This window comes from Streptomyces sp. NPDC053427, from assembly GCF_044544985.1.
Taxonomy (GTDB): domain Bacteria; phylum Actinomycetota; class Actinomycetes; order Streptomycetales; family Streptomycetaceae; genus Streptomyces.
This window is the reverse complement of the sequence record NZ_JBITYA010000001.1, coordinates 632,060-646,996: the sequence shown is the minus strand read 5'-3', so window position 1 is coordinate 646,996 and position 14,937 is coordinate 632,060. Positions and strand designations below refer to the sequence as shown.

The following is a 14,937-nucleotide window of genomic DNA, read 5'->3' as shown; positions in this document are numbered from 1 at the left end:
GCCAGGCCGAGCGGGGCCGCGCACCGCCCGCTGCTGGCAGTGTGGGTTCCTACGCCCCGGCAACGCCGCACGCCCCATCACCCAGAGGAGTTCCCCTCATGGCCGCGCAGGTCTCCTTCGCCCATGTCCGCCCGGACGACGGGCCGCCGTCCACGGTCGCCTACGAGCGCAAGGGCGCGGGCGAACCCATCGTCCTGCTGCACGGCATCGGCCACCATCTCCAGGCCTGGCGGCCGGTGTGCGACATCCTCGCCGCCTCCCACGAGGTGATCGCCGTGGATCTGCCCGGCTTCGGCGCCTCGCCGGCGCTGCCCGGCGGCTCCTCGTACGACCTGGCGACGGTGGTCCCGCTGCTCACCGCGGCCTTCACGGAGCTGGGTCTCGACCGGCCGCATGTCGTGGGGAACTCGCTGGGCGGGCTGCTGGCCCTGGAGCTGGGCCGGGCGAAGGCCGCACGGTCGGTCACCGCGCTTTCGCCCGGGGGCTTTTGGACGCCGGCCGAGCGACGGTACGCCTTCGGGGTGCTGCGCGGCATGTACGCGGGGGCGCAGGCGCTGCCGGAGCCGGTGGTGGAATCGCTGGCCCGGTCCGTGATCGGGCGCGCCCTGCTGACGGGGTCCATCTACGCCCACCCCGGGCGCCGTTCGGCCGAGGCGGTGGTGGCGGAGACCCGGGCGTTGCGCGAGGCGCCGGGCTTCGCGCCGACGCTGGCGACCGGGCGCGCGGTGCGGTTCACCGCCGATGTGCCGGACGTCCCGGTGACCATCGGCTGGGGCAGCCGGGACCGGCTGCTGCTGCGCCGTCAGGGCGTACGCGCCAAGCACACGATTCCGGGCGCCCGGCTGGTACGGCTGCCGGGCTGCGGGCATGTGCCGATGAACGACGATCCGGCGCTGGTGGCGCGTGTCATTCTCGACACGGTGGGCTGAGGCCCGGCCGTTCGATGCCGCGCGGGGCACCCGCCGTTCGGGCCCCGGTCACCGTGCGTTCGGCCGCCGGGCATCGGGGCCCGGTACGAACAGCACATCGCCCAAGGCCGTTTCGACGATGGAGGTTTCAGATGGCGCAGGGATCCGGTGACGGCTTCGACCGGCGGTCGTTGTTGCGGGGCGCGGCGGCCGGTTCCGGGGCGCTGGCGTTGCCCGCGCTCGCCTGCGCCGCGCCCGCGCAGGCCCGCAGCGGGCGGCCGAGCGCCTCGTGGGGGGTGCAGGTCGGGGATGTGACCACGTCCTCGGGTCTGGTGTGGGTGCGGTCCGACCGGCCGGCCCGGATGGTGGTGCAGACCGCCGCGACGGAGTCGTTCCGGGGCGCCCGGACGTGGCACGGGCCGGTGGTCGGGGCCGGTACGGACTTCACCGGGGTCACCTCGCTGCACGGGCTGCCGTCCGGGGAGCAGATCCACTACCGGGTGCTGCTCGCCGATCCGGACGATCCCCGGCGCGGCGGCGAGCCGGTCACCGGGACCTTCCGTACGGCGCCGGAGCGGCGTGCCGAGCGGATCCGCTTCCACTGGTCGGGTGATCTGGCCGGGCAGGGCTGGGGCATCAATCCGGACCGGGGCGGCTACCGCATCTACGAGGACATGCGGCGCCGTGACCCGGATTTCTTTCTGTGCAGCGGCGACAACATCTACGCCGACAACCCGATCACGGAGCGGGTGACGCTGCCGGACGGGCGGATCTGGCGGAATGTGACGACCGAGGAGAAGGCGAAGGTCGCCGAGACGCTCGGGGAGTTCCGGGGGGCGTTCCGCTACAACCTGCTGGACGACAATCTGCGGCGGTTCAACGCGCAGGTGCCCACGATCACCCAGTGGGACGACCACGAGGTGCACAACAACTGGTATCCGGGGCAGCTGCTGGACGACGACCGGTACACGGTCAAGGACGCGGATGTGCTGTCGGCGCGGTCGCTGCGGGCGTTCAGCGAATACTTCCCGATCCGTACGCTGCGGGCCGACCGGGGAGGCCGGGTCTACCGGGTGGTGCGGCACGGTCCGCTGCTGGATGTGTTCGTCCTGGACATGCGGCGGTACCGCAACGCCAACTCGCCGGGTCGGCAGACGGACGACCGGCAGGGCATTCTCGGCGCCGAGCAGCTGCGCTGGCTCAAGCGAGAGCTGTCGCGCTCACGTGCGGTGTGGAAGGTGATCGCCTCCGATATGCCGCTGGGGCTGGTCGTCCCGGACGGCAAGACCGACTTCGAGGCGGTGGCGCAGGGCGATCCGGGCGCTCCGCTGGGGCGTGAGCTGCAGCTGGCGGAGCTGCTGCGGCACATCAAGCACGAGCGGGTGACCGGCACCGTATGGCTGACGACGGACGTCCACTACACGTCCGCGCAGCATTACGCGCCGGAGCGGGCGGCGTTCAAGGACTTCGAGCCGTTCTGGGAGTTCGTGTCCGGGCCGCTGAACGCGGGCGGATTCCAGTCGCTGAAACTGGATGGAACCTTCGGCCCCGAGCAGCCGTTCATCAAGGCGCCGGACCGTCCCAATACCTCCCCCGCGGAGAGTCCGCAGAACTTCGGCGAGATCGACATCGACGGGGGCAGCGGGGAGCTGACGGTGCGGCTGCGCCAGGAAGGCGGAGAGGTGTTGTTCAGTAAGGTGCTGCAACCGGGACGGGTAGGGCAGTAGGGACCAATGCGCCGATTGCGTCTTTTACCCGTCGGACACAAACTGTTGGTGATCAGGCAACACCGGTCGGCAAGGCTGTGTGCATGACTGATGCAACCTCCGCCCATTCCTCCCGCCGCCATCACTGGCGCCGGGAGATCGTCGAGCTCGCCGCCCTGTTCACGGCCGTGGCCGTGGCGGATGTCGTCGCCAACACCGTCGTACACGGCCCCTCGGGCCCGGTGATGCTGGGCGCCGCGGCGGTGGCCCTGGTGGCCACGTCCGGCTTCCACGTCTGGTGGTCACGACGGCACGAAAACGCCCCTCCGCCGACCGATACCGGCGCCGCAGCGCCGCCCTCCGCCGGCCGGGCCTCCGAGGCCGGCGGTCAGGAGACGACGCTGTGGCGGATGCGGACCACGGTCCGGGACGAGCCGGGCAGCCTGGCCTCGCTGTGCACGGCGCTGGCCGGGCTGGGGGCGCCGTCCGGCGGGAGCGGGGGGAAGGTGGACATCCTCAGCCTCCAGACCCACCCGCTGTCCGACGGCACGGTCGACGAGTTCCTGCTGCGCGCGCCGGCCGCGGTCACGCCCGAGGAGCTGACCCGCGCGGTGGCCGGGGGCGGCGGCGCGCGCACCTGGCTGGAGCGGGCGGACACCCACGATCTCGTCGATGCGCCGACGCGGATGCTGGGCCTGGCCACCCGTACGGCCCTGGATTCCGCCGAACTGCCGCTGTCGCTGCGCAAGTTGCTGGGGCGCTGCACGATCCACTCGGTGCCCGCGCGTTCGCTGCGCGGGCACCCGCTCGCCGAGAAGGTGCCCGCCGAGGGCGTGCTGACCGAGCACACCATGAAGTTCCGCGACCCCTCCGGGGGGTCCCTCACCATCGAAAGGCCGCAGTTGCCGTTCACGCCCACCGAGTTCGCCCGTGTGCGCGCCCTGGTCGACCTGGACACCAGGCTCGGTCAGCGGGTGCCGCCCCGGCGCGATGTGCTGACGCTGCCCGAGGGCAACGAGATCACCATCCGCCGCGCCGACACCGGCGACCAGGCCGCCGCCCGCGAGATGCACGACCGCTGCTCGTCGGCGACCCTCGCGCTGCGTTACCACGGCCCGGTCGCCGACGCGGACCGCTACCTGGGGCATCTGCTCAGCCCGCGGTTCGGCCGCACCCTCACGGTGGAGACCGCGTCCGGCCGGCTGGTGGCGCTCGGCCATCTGCTGTGGGACGGCGACGAGACCGAGGTCGCGCTGCTGGTCGAGGACGCCTGGCAGCAGCGCGGCATCGGCGCGGAGCTGCTGCGCCGACTGGTGGCGATGGCGGCCGAGGCGGGCTGCGAGAGCGTGTACGCCATCACCCAGGCCTCCAACACCGGCATGGTGGCGGCCATGCGCGGCCTGGGGCTGCCGCTGGACTACCAGATCGAGGAGGGCACGCTGGTGATCACCGCGCGCCCGTCGGGGCTGCCCGCCCAGAAGGCCGCCCCGTCGCCCGCCCTCGAGACCGTACGGACCAAGGACGGCTCCGGCCGCCGCTGACACGGGTCCCCGCAGGGGCCGGCCGGGCGTGGTGACGCCCGGCCGGCCCCTCGCCGTTGGGCGACCGGCCCGCCCCGTTTGCGCCATCGGCCCGCTCCATTGGCCGACCGGCCCGCCCCGTTGGGCAATGGCAGCGCAAAGTGACAGGAACGTCCGGCCTATTGTTGGTGACGCGGCGGGTGATCCGTACGAGGATGGCCCGCATGGCCAACACCACTTCTTCCGGCGGTGGCGCACTGCCCCGCCAGATCGCCGATGCCTATGTCGACGCGCTCGTCGACCTGGACCCCATCACCGGCACCTACCTCGGTATCACCGCGAGCTCCGGCAAGCTCCCCGACTTCTCACCCACCGGCCAGGAAGCGCTGGCCCAACTGGCCCGGACGACGCTGGAGAAACTCACCGAGGCGGAGGCCCGGCCGGGCGCGGACAGCGCCGCCGAGCAGGTCTGCGCGCGGCTGCTGCGGGAGCGGCTGACCGCGGAGCTGGCGGTGCACGAGGCGGGCGAGGGCCTGCGCACGGTCAGCAACCTCAGCTCGCCGCTGCACCACGTCCGCGAGGTCTTCACCATCACCCCCGTCGAGACGGACGAGGACTGGGCGGCGATCGCCCAGCGGCTGCGCGCGGTTCCGGCCGCGCTGGAGGGCTACCGCGCCGCGCTCGACGCCGGTCTCCGGCGGAACCTGCCCGGCGGCCCGCTCCAGGTCACCACCGTCCTCGGGCAGTTGGACGAGTGGATCGGGACGGACCGCAGCTGGTTCGCCGAGTTCACCGCACCGGGTCCCGAGGCGCTGCGCGCCGAGCTGACCGCCGCCGCCGAGGTCGCCACCGGCGCCCTGGTGGAGCTGCGCGACTGGTTCCGGGACAGCTACGCACCGGCCGTCGCGGGCGCACCGGACGTCGTGGGCCGGGAGCGTTACGCCCGCCTCGCCCGCTACTACAACGGCGCCGACCTCGACGCGGACGAGGCGTACGCCTACGGCTGGTCCGAGTTCCACCGGCTGCTGGCCGAGATGGAGACCGAGGCCGAGAAGGTCCTGCCCGGCGCGAAGACGCCGTGGGAGGCGCTGGCCTGGTGCGATGAGCACGGTGAGGCGGTCGAGGGCGTCGAGGAGACCCGGCAGTGGCTCCAGTCGCTGATGGACGAGGCCATCGAGGCGCTGGACGGCACCCACTTCGAGCTGGCCGAGCGGGTGCGCCGGGTGGAGTCGCGGATCGCCCCGGCGGGCAGCGCCGCGGCCCCGTACTACACCCAGCCCTCGCTGGACTTCTCCCGCCCCGGCCGCACCTGGCTGCCGACGATGGGCGAGACCCGCTTCCCTGCCTACGACCTGGTGTCCACCTGGTACCACGAAGGTGTGCCGGGCCATCACCTCCAGCTGGCGCAGTGGGCCCATGTCGCCGACCGGCTCTCCCGGTACCAGACGACGGTGGGCATCGTCAGCGCCAACGCCGAGGGCTGGGCGCTGTACGCCGAGCGTCTGATGGACGAGCTGGGCTTCCTGTCCAACGCCGAGCGGCGGCTGGGCTATCTGGACGCCCAGATGATGCGCGCCGTCCGGGTCATCATCGACATCGGCATGCATCTGGAGCTGGAGATCCCGGCGGACTCCCCCTTCCATCCGGGTGAGCGCTGGACGCCGCAGCTGGCCCACGAGTTCCTGGCGCGCCACTGCAGCCGCCCGGCCGACTTCGTCGAGAGCGAGATCATCCGCTACCAGGGCATGGCCGGCCAGGCCATCGGCTACAAGCTCGGCGAGCGGGTCTGGCTGCAGGGCCGGGAGGCGGCCCGCGCCCGGCACGGCGCGGACTTCGACCTCAAGGCCTGGCACATGGCGGCGCTCTCGCAGGGCTCGCTGGGGCTGGACGATCTGCTGGGCGAGTTGTCGGCGCTGTGACCGGGCTCGGGTGAACGGCGGCCGGCCACTGAGCAATTCCGTTGTGGCCGGCCGCCACTGCCCGTAGGGTCCGCCGGCATGACCATGGACCGCGCCTCCGCCGCACCGCTCTTCCTGCTCTCCGGCGATCCGCTGCGCCCCCGGCGCCCGGACCCGCACTTCGCGGCCGAGGCCGCCGCGGCGGGGGCGGCCGGTGCGGCGACCGCGGTTCTCGACCACGAGGCGCTGCTGGCCGGGGACGCCGAGGCGGCGGTGTCCCGGGTGCCGCGCGCGGCCGGGCCGGTCTGGTACCGCGGCTGGATGCTGCCCGCCGACCGCTACACCGATCTGGCGGCGGCCCTTGCCGCCCGCGGCTGCCGGCTGCTGACCTCCCCCGCCGCCTACCGCACCGCCCATGAACTCCCCGGCTGGTACGACGCCTTCCGGGCGCTGACCCCGGACAGCGCCTGGCTCCCCTGTGCTCCCGGCCGGGCCCCGCGGGAGGCGGAACTGGCCCGGCTCGCCGAGCGCTTCGGCGACCGCCCGCTCGTGGTCAAGGACTGGGTGAAGTCCCGTAAGCACGAATGGGCGGAGGCCGCGTACGTCCCGGACGCGGCCGACACCGCCCGCCTGGCCTCGGTCGTCGGCCGCTTCATCGCCCTCCAGGAGGAGTTTCTGACCGGCGGTGTGGTGCTGCGCGCCTTTGAGGACTTTGCGCGGGCGGCGGGCGAGGCACGGGTGTGGTGGGTGGACGGCGAGCCGGTGCTGACCGGCCCGCACCCCGACACCCCCGCGCTGCGCCCCGTTCCCGACCTCACGCAAGTGGCGCCTGTTGTACGGGAGTTGGGGCCGCGTTTCCTCACCACGGACCTGGCCCTGCGCACGGACGGCGTCTGGCGGGTGGTGGAGGTCGGCGACGGCCAGGTCAGCGGCCTGCCCGCGGGGGCGGACCACCGGCCGTTGTTCGAGGCGCTGGTCACCGCGGGCGCGGGCTGAGGCGCCGCGCCGCGCTCAGCAGCCGCAGTCCGCCGCCCCGATGGGCGCGGTCAGCGGGTCGGCCGGGCGCTGTTCCGTGCCCTGCCAGGTGTCCACCTCGTACCCCTCGCGGATCCAGTATTCGATGCCGCCGAGCATCTCCTTGACCTGGTAGCCGAGGCGGGCCAGCGCCAGGGCCGCGCGGGTGGCGCCGTCGCAGCCCGGGCCCCAGCAGTAGACGACGACGGGGACGGCGGGGTCCAGCAGCCTCCCCGCGTCCTGGGGAATACGCGCGGTGGGCAGATGCACGGCGCCGGGGACATGGCCCTGGTCCCAGGCCGCGGTACTGCGGGAGTCGACGACGGTGAAGTCGGTGGCGCCGGCCGCGAGCGCGGCGTGCACATCGGCGACATCGGTGTGGAAGGCGAGGCGCGCGGCGAAGTAGGCGGCGGCGTCGGCGGGCGCGGCGGGCGGTACGGCGAGGACGGGGCCGGCGGCGGGGGCGGGTCCCGGCGTCCGGGCCTCGGCGGTCGTCCGGGCCGTCTCGGTGTCTGCTGTGATCATGGCCGATAATCTATGGCTCGCTGCGCGGGCCGAGAAGTGATGATCACCGGCAAAACCCTTGATCCGCCGGGGATTCCCCTGCTAGACAGCGGGCATGACCGGCTATTCCCCCGACGCCACCGACTGGCGCATCCTCGACGTCCTGCAGCGCAACGGCCGCGCGGGCTACGCCGAGCTGGCGCGCGCCGTGAACATGTCCGCAAGTGCCGTCACCGACCGCGTGCGGCGCCTGGAGGAGGCCGGGGTCATCTCGGGCTATGCGGCGGTGATCGACCCGGAGCGGATCGGCCTGTCGGTGCTCGCCTTCGTCCGGCTGCGCTATCCGAACGGCAACTACAAGCCGTTCCACGATCTGCTGGAGACCACGCCGGAGATCCTGGAGGCCCATCACGTCACGGGCGACGACTGCTTCGTCATCAAGGTCGCCGCCCGTTCGATGCGGCATCTGGAGGAGGTCTCGGGCCGGATCGGGGCGCTCGGCGCGGTGACGACCAGCGTCGTCTACTCCTCGCCGCTCCCCCGCCGCCCCGTCGGCCACTGAAGCCCGCCGGTCCCGGCCGCCGTGGCCGCGGGGCGGGTACGGCTCACCCCGGCACCCGGTGCCGGACGGTCGAACCCGCCCGGTCCTTCACAACCTCCAGCTGGGCCGGGATGCGCGCGCGGAGGTCGGCGACTCGGCGGCCGTGCCTGCGGCCATGGCAGTGCGGACGGCGACGGCGGCAGCCCTCGTCGCGACCCCGTCCCCAGCCGCTGCGCGACGCCGACGCCTGGGGACCGACCTGACCTTCGGCGAGGGCGAGGCTCTCACCGAAGGCCTTCGGCAGGGGTCAGGACGGTGACTCGGTACCCATTCCGTGGCAGGTGCTGAGCATGTCCATGCCACTGGAGGCGCGTTCCAGCAGCACCTTGTTGAAGCTCTCCTCGTCACCGGAGCGGTAGGCCTTGAGGGCCTTGGTGGCGCCGGTCAGGTCCTTCTGCAGCCCCGCTTTGACCGCCGGTTTTTCCGCCTTGGCGATGTTTGCCTTGTCCAGGTCCTGTATCTCCCGGAGCAGGTCCTCGATCGGTGCCTGGCCGTTGCCGTAGCGGTTGGACGTGACAATCCTGTCCCACTTCCCGATGATCTCGGACTGGTTCTCGCAACCGGCCTCGGTGGTGATGCCGCCGCTGCCGCCAGATGAGGATCCCGGCTCGTCACCCCCTCCGGACCGGTCCAGGGCTGAGGAGGTCGGCGGGGTGCGGCTCGCGCCGGTGTCGGGGGCGTCACCGTTGCCGCTTGCCGTGATGGCGATGATGCCCCCGATGACGGCCGCGACGGCGACAGCGGCGCCCGCGAGGACGAGCGCGCGAGGGCGGGACGGGCTCGGCGCCGGCGGCGGGGAGAGAGGGAGGGTGGGTGCCGCTGAGGGGACGGGGCGAGTGGGCGCTTCGGAGGCCGCCAGAGAACTCGGTGCCACCTGGGGCTCCTGGGCCTCCTCAGACCCCCCGGGATCCACCGCCTCCCCCCGCTCCGCGGGTACCCCGGGGCGCTCCCCAGGCGACGGGGCCCCGTCGATCACGGCCTGGGCCTGCGCGACGGTTGGCCGGTTGGCGGGGTTCTTGTCCAGCAGCCCTGTGATCAACGGCTCCAAGCGGCCCGCACGTTGAGGGGCGGGCGCCTGTCCGAGTACCACGGCGGTCAGGGTCTCCGTGGGGGTGTCGCGGTGGAACGGGGACACCCCCTCCAGCGCCTGATACAGCGTCACCCCCAGGGAGTACAGGTCTCCCGCACCACCGGAGTCGACGCCGTCGAACCGCTCCGGCGCCATGTATTCCAGCGAGCCGATCAGCCCTCCGGTCGTGGTGACGGACGTATCGCCCTTGTGGACGGCGATACCGAAGTCGGCGAGCAGGGCCCGGCCGTCTCGGGTGAGCATCACATTGGTGGGCTTCACATCCCTGTGGACGATTCCCGCCTTGTGTGCAGCTCCGAGGCCATCCAGCAGTTCACCGGCGATCCGTGCGACGTCCGCCACCGGCATCGGCCCGTTCTCGGCGAGCCTGTCGGCCAGGTTGGCACCTTCGACGAGTTCCATGACGATCCACGGCGCCCCCTCCTCGATGACCACGTCGTGAACGGCGACGACATGGGGGTGGGAGCGCAGCTTGGCGGCGTTGCGGGCTTCCCGCTCCGCACGTACCAGTCGTTGCGCATGCTCCGTCTCGGATGACGCCGGGGGGAGCCAGACCTCTTTGACGGCGACGTCGACGTCGAGGGTCTGGTCATGGGCTCTCCAAACACGGCCGAACCCTCCGCCGCCCAGGGCCTCCTCCAGGCGGTAGCGCCCACCGACCAAGCGGCCCGGTCGTGTCTGCTCGGCCACTGCTCCCCCTATGTGTCTGTTGATGTTCTTCAACTGCTCTTGTTCATATGCGCATGAGCTTCAGTGAACTACCCGTTTCCGGGTGACCCCGCACGCCCTCTCCCACCCCACGGGCACAAGCACCACTATGACGTAGGGCACTCGCTCTCGCGGGCGGACCAGCGGAAGACGCCCGCGATGTGGAGGTGCCTCGGCATCGCGCCGCACCGTCCCCCCACCCGGGACCGCCAGACCAAGAGACGGACCTTTCCCCGACGCAACGTCGAGGACGGGGCCACCCTTTGACTGCGCGTTCGACTGCCGTCCCGGAATCGGACAGCAGACCTTGCAGGTGAAGAAATACTCGCGGCGCGGCGTTACCCGTGTCCTGTGGCTGGAGGCGGTTGCCGACCCGGGCCACGTCCCCACTCGTCCCGAGTTGATGGACGCTGTCGAAGCTCGAAAAGTAGCCCGGTCACCCCTCAACTGTCCGGCCGGGACCCCGTGATGTCGCGCCTACGCCTCCGTTCCGTTGCGGCGCTCGCCGGCGCTCGCCCCGCGACCCGGCCGGGCTCCCCCGCCCTGGTTCTTCTGCACATGTGGAGTCCGTCTTGTCCAGCACCACCCGACCGTCCCCGCTCCGCCTGCTGGGACTGCCGCTCGTGATGCCCATGCGTCGTCGTCGGCGCGAGGATCCACCCTGACGGGCCGCGGTGTACGGGCGGGCGGCAGGGCCGGTACGGCTCAGCCCGGCACCCGGTGCCGCACCGTCGAGCCCGACCGGTCCTTGACGACCTCCAGCTGGGCCGGGATGCGCGCGCGGAGGTCGGCGACATGGCTGACGATGCCGACGCTGCGGTCGCGTTCGCGCAGCCCGTCCAGGACGTCCAAAACCTCGTCGAGGGTCTGTTCGTCCAGGCTGCCGAAGCCCTCGTCGATGAAGAGGGTGTCCAGGCGGGTGCCGCCCGCCTCGTCGGTGACGACATCGGCGAGGCCGAGGGCGAGGGCGAGCGAGGCGAAGAAGGTCTCGCCGCCGGAGAGGCTGGAGGTGTCCCGTTCCTGGCCGGTCCAGGCGTCGATGACATGCAGGCCGAGGCCGGAGCGGCGGGTGCCGCCGGCCCGCTCGTCGGAGTGCACGAGCGTGTAGCGGCCCGACGACATCTTGCGCAGCCGCTCGCTGGCCGCGGCCGCGACCTGTTCGAGCCGGGCGGCGAGGACGTACGACTCCAGGCGCATCCGCCGTTCGTTCTCGCTGGAGGTGCCCGAGGCGAGCCCGGCCAGGCGCGCGATGCGGTCGTAGGCGGCGCGCAGCGGGGCCAGTTCGCGGGCGTCGGTCTCCGCGCGGGCGGAGAGCCGGTCGAGTTCGCCGCAGCGGTCGCGGGCCGCCGCCTGGGCCGCGGCGGCGAGGCGCAGCCGGTGTCCGGCCGCCTCGTGCGCGGTGCGTGCGGCGTCCGGATCGGCGGGCGGCAGCGCCGCCGCGGCGACCGCCTCGGCCTGCGCCAGCTCCGCCGCCACGGCGGCCGCTTCGGCCCCCCACTCGTCGAGGCGCTGTTGCAGCGCACGCCATTCGCGGTCCTGCAGCAGGGCCTCGGCGGCGGCCTGCGGGGTGTCGAATCCGGCGCGGTAGGCGGCGTCGGAGAGCCCGGCATCGGCGTCCTTGAACCGCTCGGCGCAGGCGTTCGCCGTACGGGATGCCTCCGCGGCGGCGGCGAGCAGCGTCACGTGCCGCTCCAGCCGCTCGGCGCGGTCGGCCACGCTGGCGCAGTCGCCGCGTGCCCGGCTCACCTCCTCCTCCAGCGCGGACCGTTCCCGGTCCAGCGCCTCGCGGTGCGACGTACGGGCGGCGACCCGGCGTTCGGCCTGCTGCCGCTCGGCGCGGCGGCGCTCGTGCTCGCGCTCGGCGCGATCGAACGCCTCGCGTGCGGCATGCAGATCGGCACCGGCCGCATGGTCGCGGGTGTGTTCCTTGCGCAACTCCGCGACCTGGGAAGCGAGTTCGGCGGTCGGGGCGTCGCCCGCCGTGGCGGCCGCGCCGGCCAGCGCCTCCTTGCGCGACTGGCAGCGGGCCTGGACCTCCTGACGGATCTCCTCGGCCCGGCGGTGGGCGGCCAGTGCGGCCTCCTCGGTCGCCCGGTCGACATGTCCGGCGCCCGCGCGGGCCGGGTGGGGATGGGCGAGGGCGCCGCACACCGCGCACGCCTCGCCGTCCCGCAGCCCCTGCGCGAGTTCGGCGGCGATCCCCCGCAGCCGCCGTTCCTTGAGGTCGAGCCAGCTCTCGTGGGCCGCCGCCGTGCGCTCCCGGGCATGCAGCAACTCCCCTTCGGCGGCGCGCACTTCCTCGTCGAGGGCATCGCGCCGACGGGCCGCCTCGAGGCGGTCGGCGGCGGGTCGGAGCTGCGCGGCGAGCTGTTCGGCGCGGGTCGCGGCCTCCTGCGCCGTCCCGATGCGCCGCTGGTGGGCCTCGCGGGCGGCGTCCCAGCCCGCCAGCCACTCCGCGGCGTCGAGGAGCGTCTGCTCGTCGGCGCGCGCCTCACGGTCCAGTCCGGCGCGCTCCCGGCCGAGGTCGGCGGCCCGTTGCTCGGCCCGCCGCGCCGCAGCCAGCGACCCCAGGTCGCCCCTCAACTCGCGTTCCAGCGCGGCGAGTCGGTCGCTCTCGGCCTCCGTGAGGTCCGTCGGCAGTGCGGCCCTGGCGCGGCGTTCGGCGCCCTGCGCGGCGTCCAGCTCGCGCCAGGCGGCGTCGCGCAGCGCGAGCGCGGGGGCGACCTCGGCGGCCGCGCGGGCCCGTTCCAGCCTGCGCCGGGTGGCGTCCCGCTCGGCGGCGCGGGCCTCGAGCTGGGCGGCCCGCCGGCGGGCGTCCGCGTACCGCCGCTGGAGGCGGTCCCGCTCGTGCGCCTCCTCCAGCCGCCCGGCGGCGGCCCGTTCCGCTGCCTCGGCGGTGCGCACCGCGGCTCGGGCGATCTCCAGCCGCTCGCGGGCGCCGACCCGGGCCACGGCGGCCCGGACCAGTACGGCCTCGGCGAATCCGGGTTCACCGGGGGCGGGGGCGGCGGGCCGCTCGGCGCCCCGGGCCTGCTTCGGCACGGCGGCCACCGCCCGGCCCTGTCCACGGCGCGGCGCCTCGCGGACCTCGCGCTCCAGCACCGGAACCGACGGATCGTCGAGTTCGGCGTCCTCCCCGGCCGCCTGCGCCATCCGGTGCGCCAGCGCCAGCAGCCGTTCGTCGCCCGCCGCGACCCGGTCGGCGGCGGCCTTGCGCCGCGCATTGAGCTGGTCCTCCAGGGCGGCGAACCGGCGGGTGTCGAAGAGCCGCCCGAGCAGCCGGGAACGGGCCTCCGCATCGGCCCGCAGAAAGCGCGCGAAGTCGCCCTGCGGCAGCAGCACCACCTGGCAGAACTGCTCCTTGCTCATCCCGAGCAGCTGGCCGATCTCCTCACCGATCTCCTGGTGCGACCGGCTCAGCGCCTTCCACTGCCCGCCGGCCGCGTCGAACTCCCGCAACCGGCTCTGCGCCTTCTCCCGGGTGGTCCCGCTGCCCCGCTTCTTGGGGCGCGACTGCTCGGGCAGCCGGGTGATCTCCAACCGCCGTTCGGCCACGGTCAGTTCGAGGACCACCTCGGTCAGCGTCAACGGCTCCGCCAGATCGCTGCGCAACGCCTGGCCACTGCCCCGCGCCCCGGGCACCGACCCGTACAGCGCGAAGCACACGGCATCCAGGACGGAGGTCTTGCCCGCCCCCGTAGGGCCGTGCAGCAGGAAGAGCCCGTCCCGCGACAGCCGGTCGAAGTCGATGACCTGAGTGCGGCCGAACGGGCCGAAGGCGGTGAGGGACAGCCGGTGCAGCCTCACCGCGCCACCTCGTGCACGGTGTCGTCGAGACGTACGTCGTCGATGGCCGACCGCAGTTCGGCCCGCTCGTCCGCATCGGCCGCGCGTCCGGCCCGTACATGTTCCACGAAGTCCTCGGCGATCTCCTGGTCGCTGCGCCCGCGCAACCGCTGGGCGTAGGAGGCGAGCGTGCGGGCGGGGCCCTCGTCGGGGTCGAAGACGAGGCTGATGATGCCCGGGAAGCGCGCGGCGAGGCGGGCCATCGGCTCGTGCGGGCGGGAGCTGTCGGTGAGCGTGGCTTCCACCCACGCCGCTTCGTGTTCCGCCAGCTGCGGATCGTCGAGCAGCCGCTCCAGCGGCCCCCGGATACGGGCCAGCGGCCGCGGCACCGGGCAGTCCACCCGCTCGGCGGTCACCGCGCCCGCCGCGTCGAGGTCGACGATCCACGACGACTTGCGGTGCGTGGCCTCGGAGAAGGAGTAGGCGAGCGGCGAACCGGAATAGCGGACCCGCTCGGTCAGCGTCTGGCAGCCGTGCAGATGCCCCAGCGCGGCGTAGTCGACGCCGTCGAACACGGCCGCGGGCACGGAGGCGACCCCGCCGACGGTGATGTCGCGCTCGCTGTCGCTCACGGCACCGCCCGTGACGAAGGCGTGTGCCAGCACCACGGAGCGGGTGCCCTCGGGGCGTCCGGCCAGGTCGGCGCGTACCCGGTCCATCGCCGCGCCCAGCACCTCGGCGTGATCGGCCCGCCGGGCGCCGAACGCCTCGCGGACCATGGCCGGTTCGAGATACGGCAGTCCGTAGAGCGCCACCGGGCCGTGCTCGTCCTCGAGCAGCACCGGGGTGGCGCATGTGGCGGGGTCGGTACGCAGATGGATACCGGCCTGCTGCATCAGGCCGGAGCCGACGCCGAGTCGGCGGGCGGAGTCATGGTTGCCGGAGATCATGACGGTCGGGACGCCGAGGTCGGCGAGGCGGTGCAGCGCCTCGTCGAAGAGCTCCACGGCGGCGAGCGGCGGCACCGCACGGTCGTAGACATCACCCGCGACCAGCACCGCCTCGATCCCCCGGTCCCGGACCGTCCCGACGAGGTGATCGAGGAACGCCCGCTGGGCGGCGAGCAGGCTCACGCGGTGAAACGACCGTCCCAGATGCCAGTCGGAGGTGTGCAAAAATCTCAACTTTCCGCTCCGACCTGC

10 protein-coding genes are annotated in these 14,937 nt (G+C 73.4%); 6 read left to right on the top strand and 4 right to left on the bottom strand.

Translation table 11 applies throughout. From position 1 onward, the window contains the following. The first annotated feature begins 98 nt into the window (after positions 1-98). The 5 genes from ACIGWZ_RS02445 to ACIGWZ_RS02425 all read left to right on the top strand — a co-directional run bounded on the left by ACIGWZ_RS02445 (position 99) and on the right by ACIGWZ_RS02425 (position 7,028). Positions 99-929: an alpha/beta fold hydrolase gene (locus ACIGWZ_RS02445; RefSeq protein WP_400059958.1), complete on the top strand. Its 831-nt coding sequence runs from the start codon at positions 99-101 to the stop codon at positions 927-929. A 131-nt stretch (positions 930-1,060) separates the two neighbouring features. Then, on the top strand, positions 1,061-2,635 hold the full coding sequence (locus ACIGWZ_RS02440; RefSeq protein ID WP_400059956.1) for an alkaline phosphatase D family protein: 1,575 nt from the start codon (positions 1,061-1,063) through the stop codon (positions 2,633-2,635). Positions 2,636-2,718: 83 nt separating this feature from the next. Continuing rightward, positions 2,719-4,155 (top strand): GNAT family N-acetyltransferase, encoded by a 1,437-nt coding sequence (locus ACIGWZ_RS02435; protein WP_400059954.1) that lies wholly within the window; start codon positions 2,719-2,721, stop codon positions 4,153-4,155. Positions 4,156-4,358: 203 nt separating this feature from the next. After that, positions 4,359-6,053 carry a DUF885 domain-containing protein gene (locus ACIGWZ_RS02430; RefSeq protein ID WP_400059953.1) on the top strand — a complete coding sequence of 565 codons (1,695 nt, stop codon included), beginning with the start codon at positions 4,359-4,361 and terminating at the stop codon, positions 6,051-6,053. Positions 6,054-6,131: 78 nt separating this feature from the next. Beyond that, complete coding sequence (locus ACIGWZ_RS02425; RefSeq protein WP_400059951.1) at positions 6,132-7,028, top strand: ATP-grasp domain-containing protein; 897 nt, start codon at positions 6,132-6,134, stop codon at positions 7,026-7,028. Between the two features lie 15 nt (positions 7,029-7,043). On the opposite strand, the gene ACIGWZ_RS02420 is transcribed toward ACIGWZ_RS02425, so the two are convergent. Beyond that, positions 7,044-7,571 carry a rhodanese-like domain-containing protein gene (locus tag ACIGWZ_RS02420; protein ID WP_400059949.1) on the bottom strand — a complete coding sequence of 176 codons (528 nt, stop codon included), beginning with the start codon at positions 7,569-7,571 and terminating at the stop codon, positions 7,044-7,046. Positions 7,572-7,665: 94 nt separating this feature from the next. Here ACIGWZ_RS02420 and ACIGWZ_RS02415 point away from each other — a divergent pair, with 94 nt between their 5' ends. Further along, a complete protein-coding gene (locus ACIGWZ_RS02415; protein ID WP_400059947.1) occupies positions 7,666-8,112 on the top strand; it encodes an Lrp/AsnC family transcriptional regulator in 447 nt (148 codons plus the stop codon). Positions 8,113-8,398: 286 nt separating this feature from the next. Here the strand turns inward: ACIGWZ_RS02415 and ACIGWZ_RS02410 are convergent, their stop codons facing one another. From ACIGWZ_RS02410 to ACIGWZ_RS02400, 3 genes are all read right to left on the bottom strand, one after another. Then, on the bottom strand, positions 8,399-9,931 hold the full coding sequence (locus ACIGWZ_RS02410; protein WP_400059945.1) for a serine/threonine-protein kinase: 1,533 nt from the start codon (positions 9,929-9,931) through the stop codon (positions 8,399-8,401). 723 nt (positions 9,932-10,654) lie between these two features. Continuing rightward, positions 10,655-13,756 (bottom strand): AAA family ATPase, encoded by a 3,102-nt coding sequence (locus tag ACIGWZ_RS02405; RefSeq protein ID WP_400059943.1) that lies wholly within the window; start codon positions 13,754-13,756, stop codon positions 10,655-10,657. Further along, entirely contained in the window at positions 13,753-14,919 is a 1,167-nt protein-coding gene (locus ACIGWZ_RS02400; protein WP_400059941.1) for an exonuclease SbcCD subunit D, read from the bottom strand. The genes ACIGWZ_RS02405 and ACIGWZ_RS02400 overlap by 4 nt, the downstream gene beginning before the upstream one ends. Between the last annotated feature and the right edge of the window lie 18 nt (positions 14,920-14,937).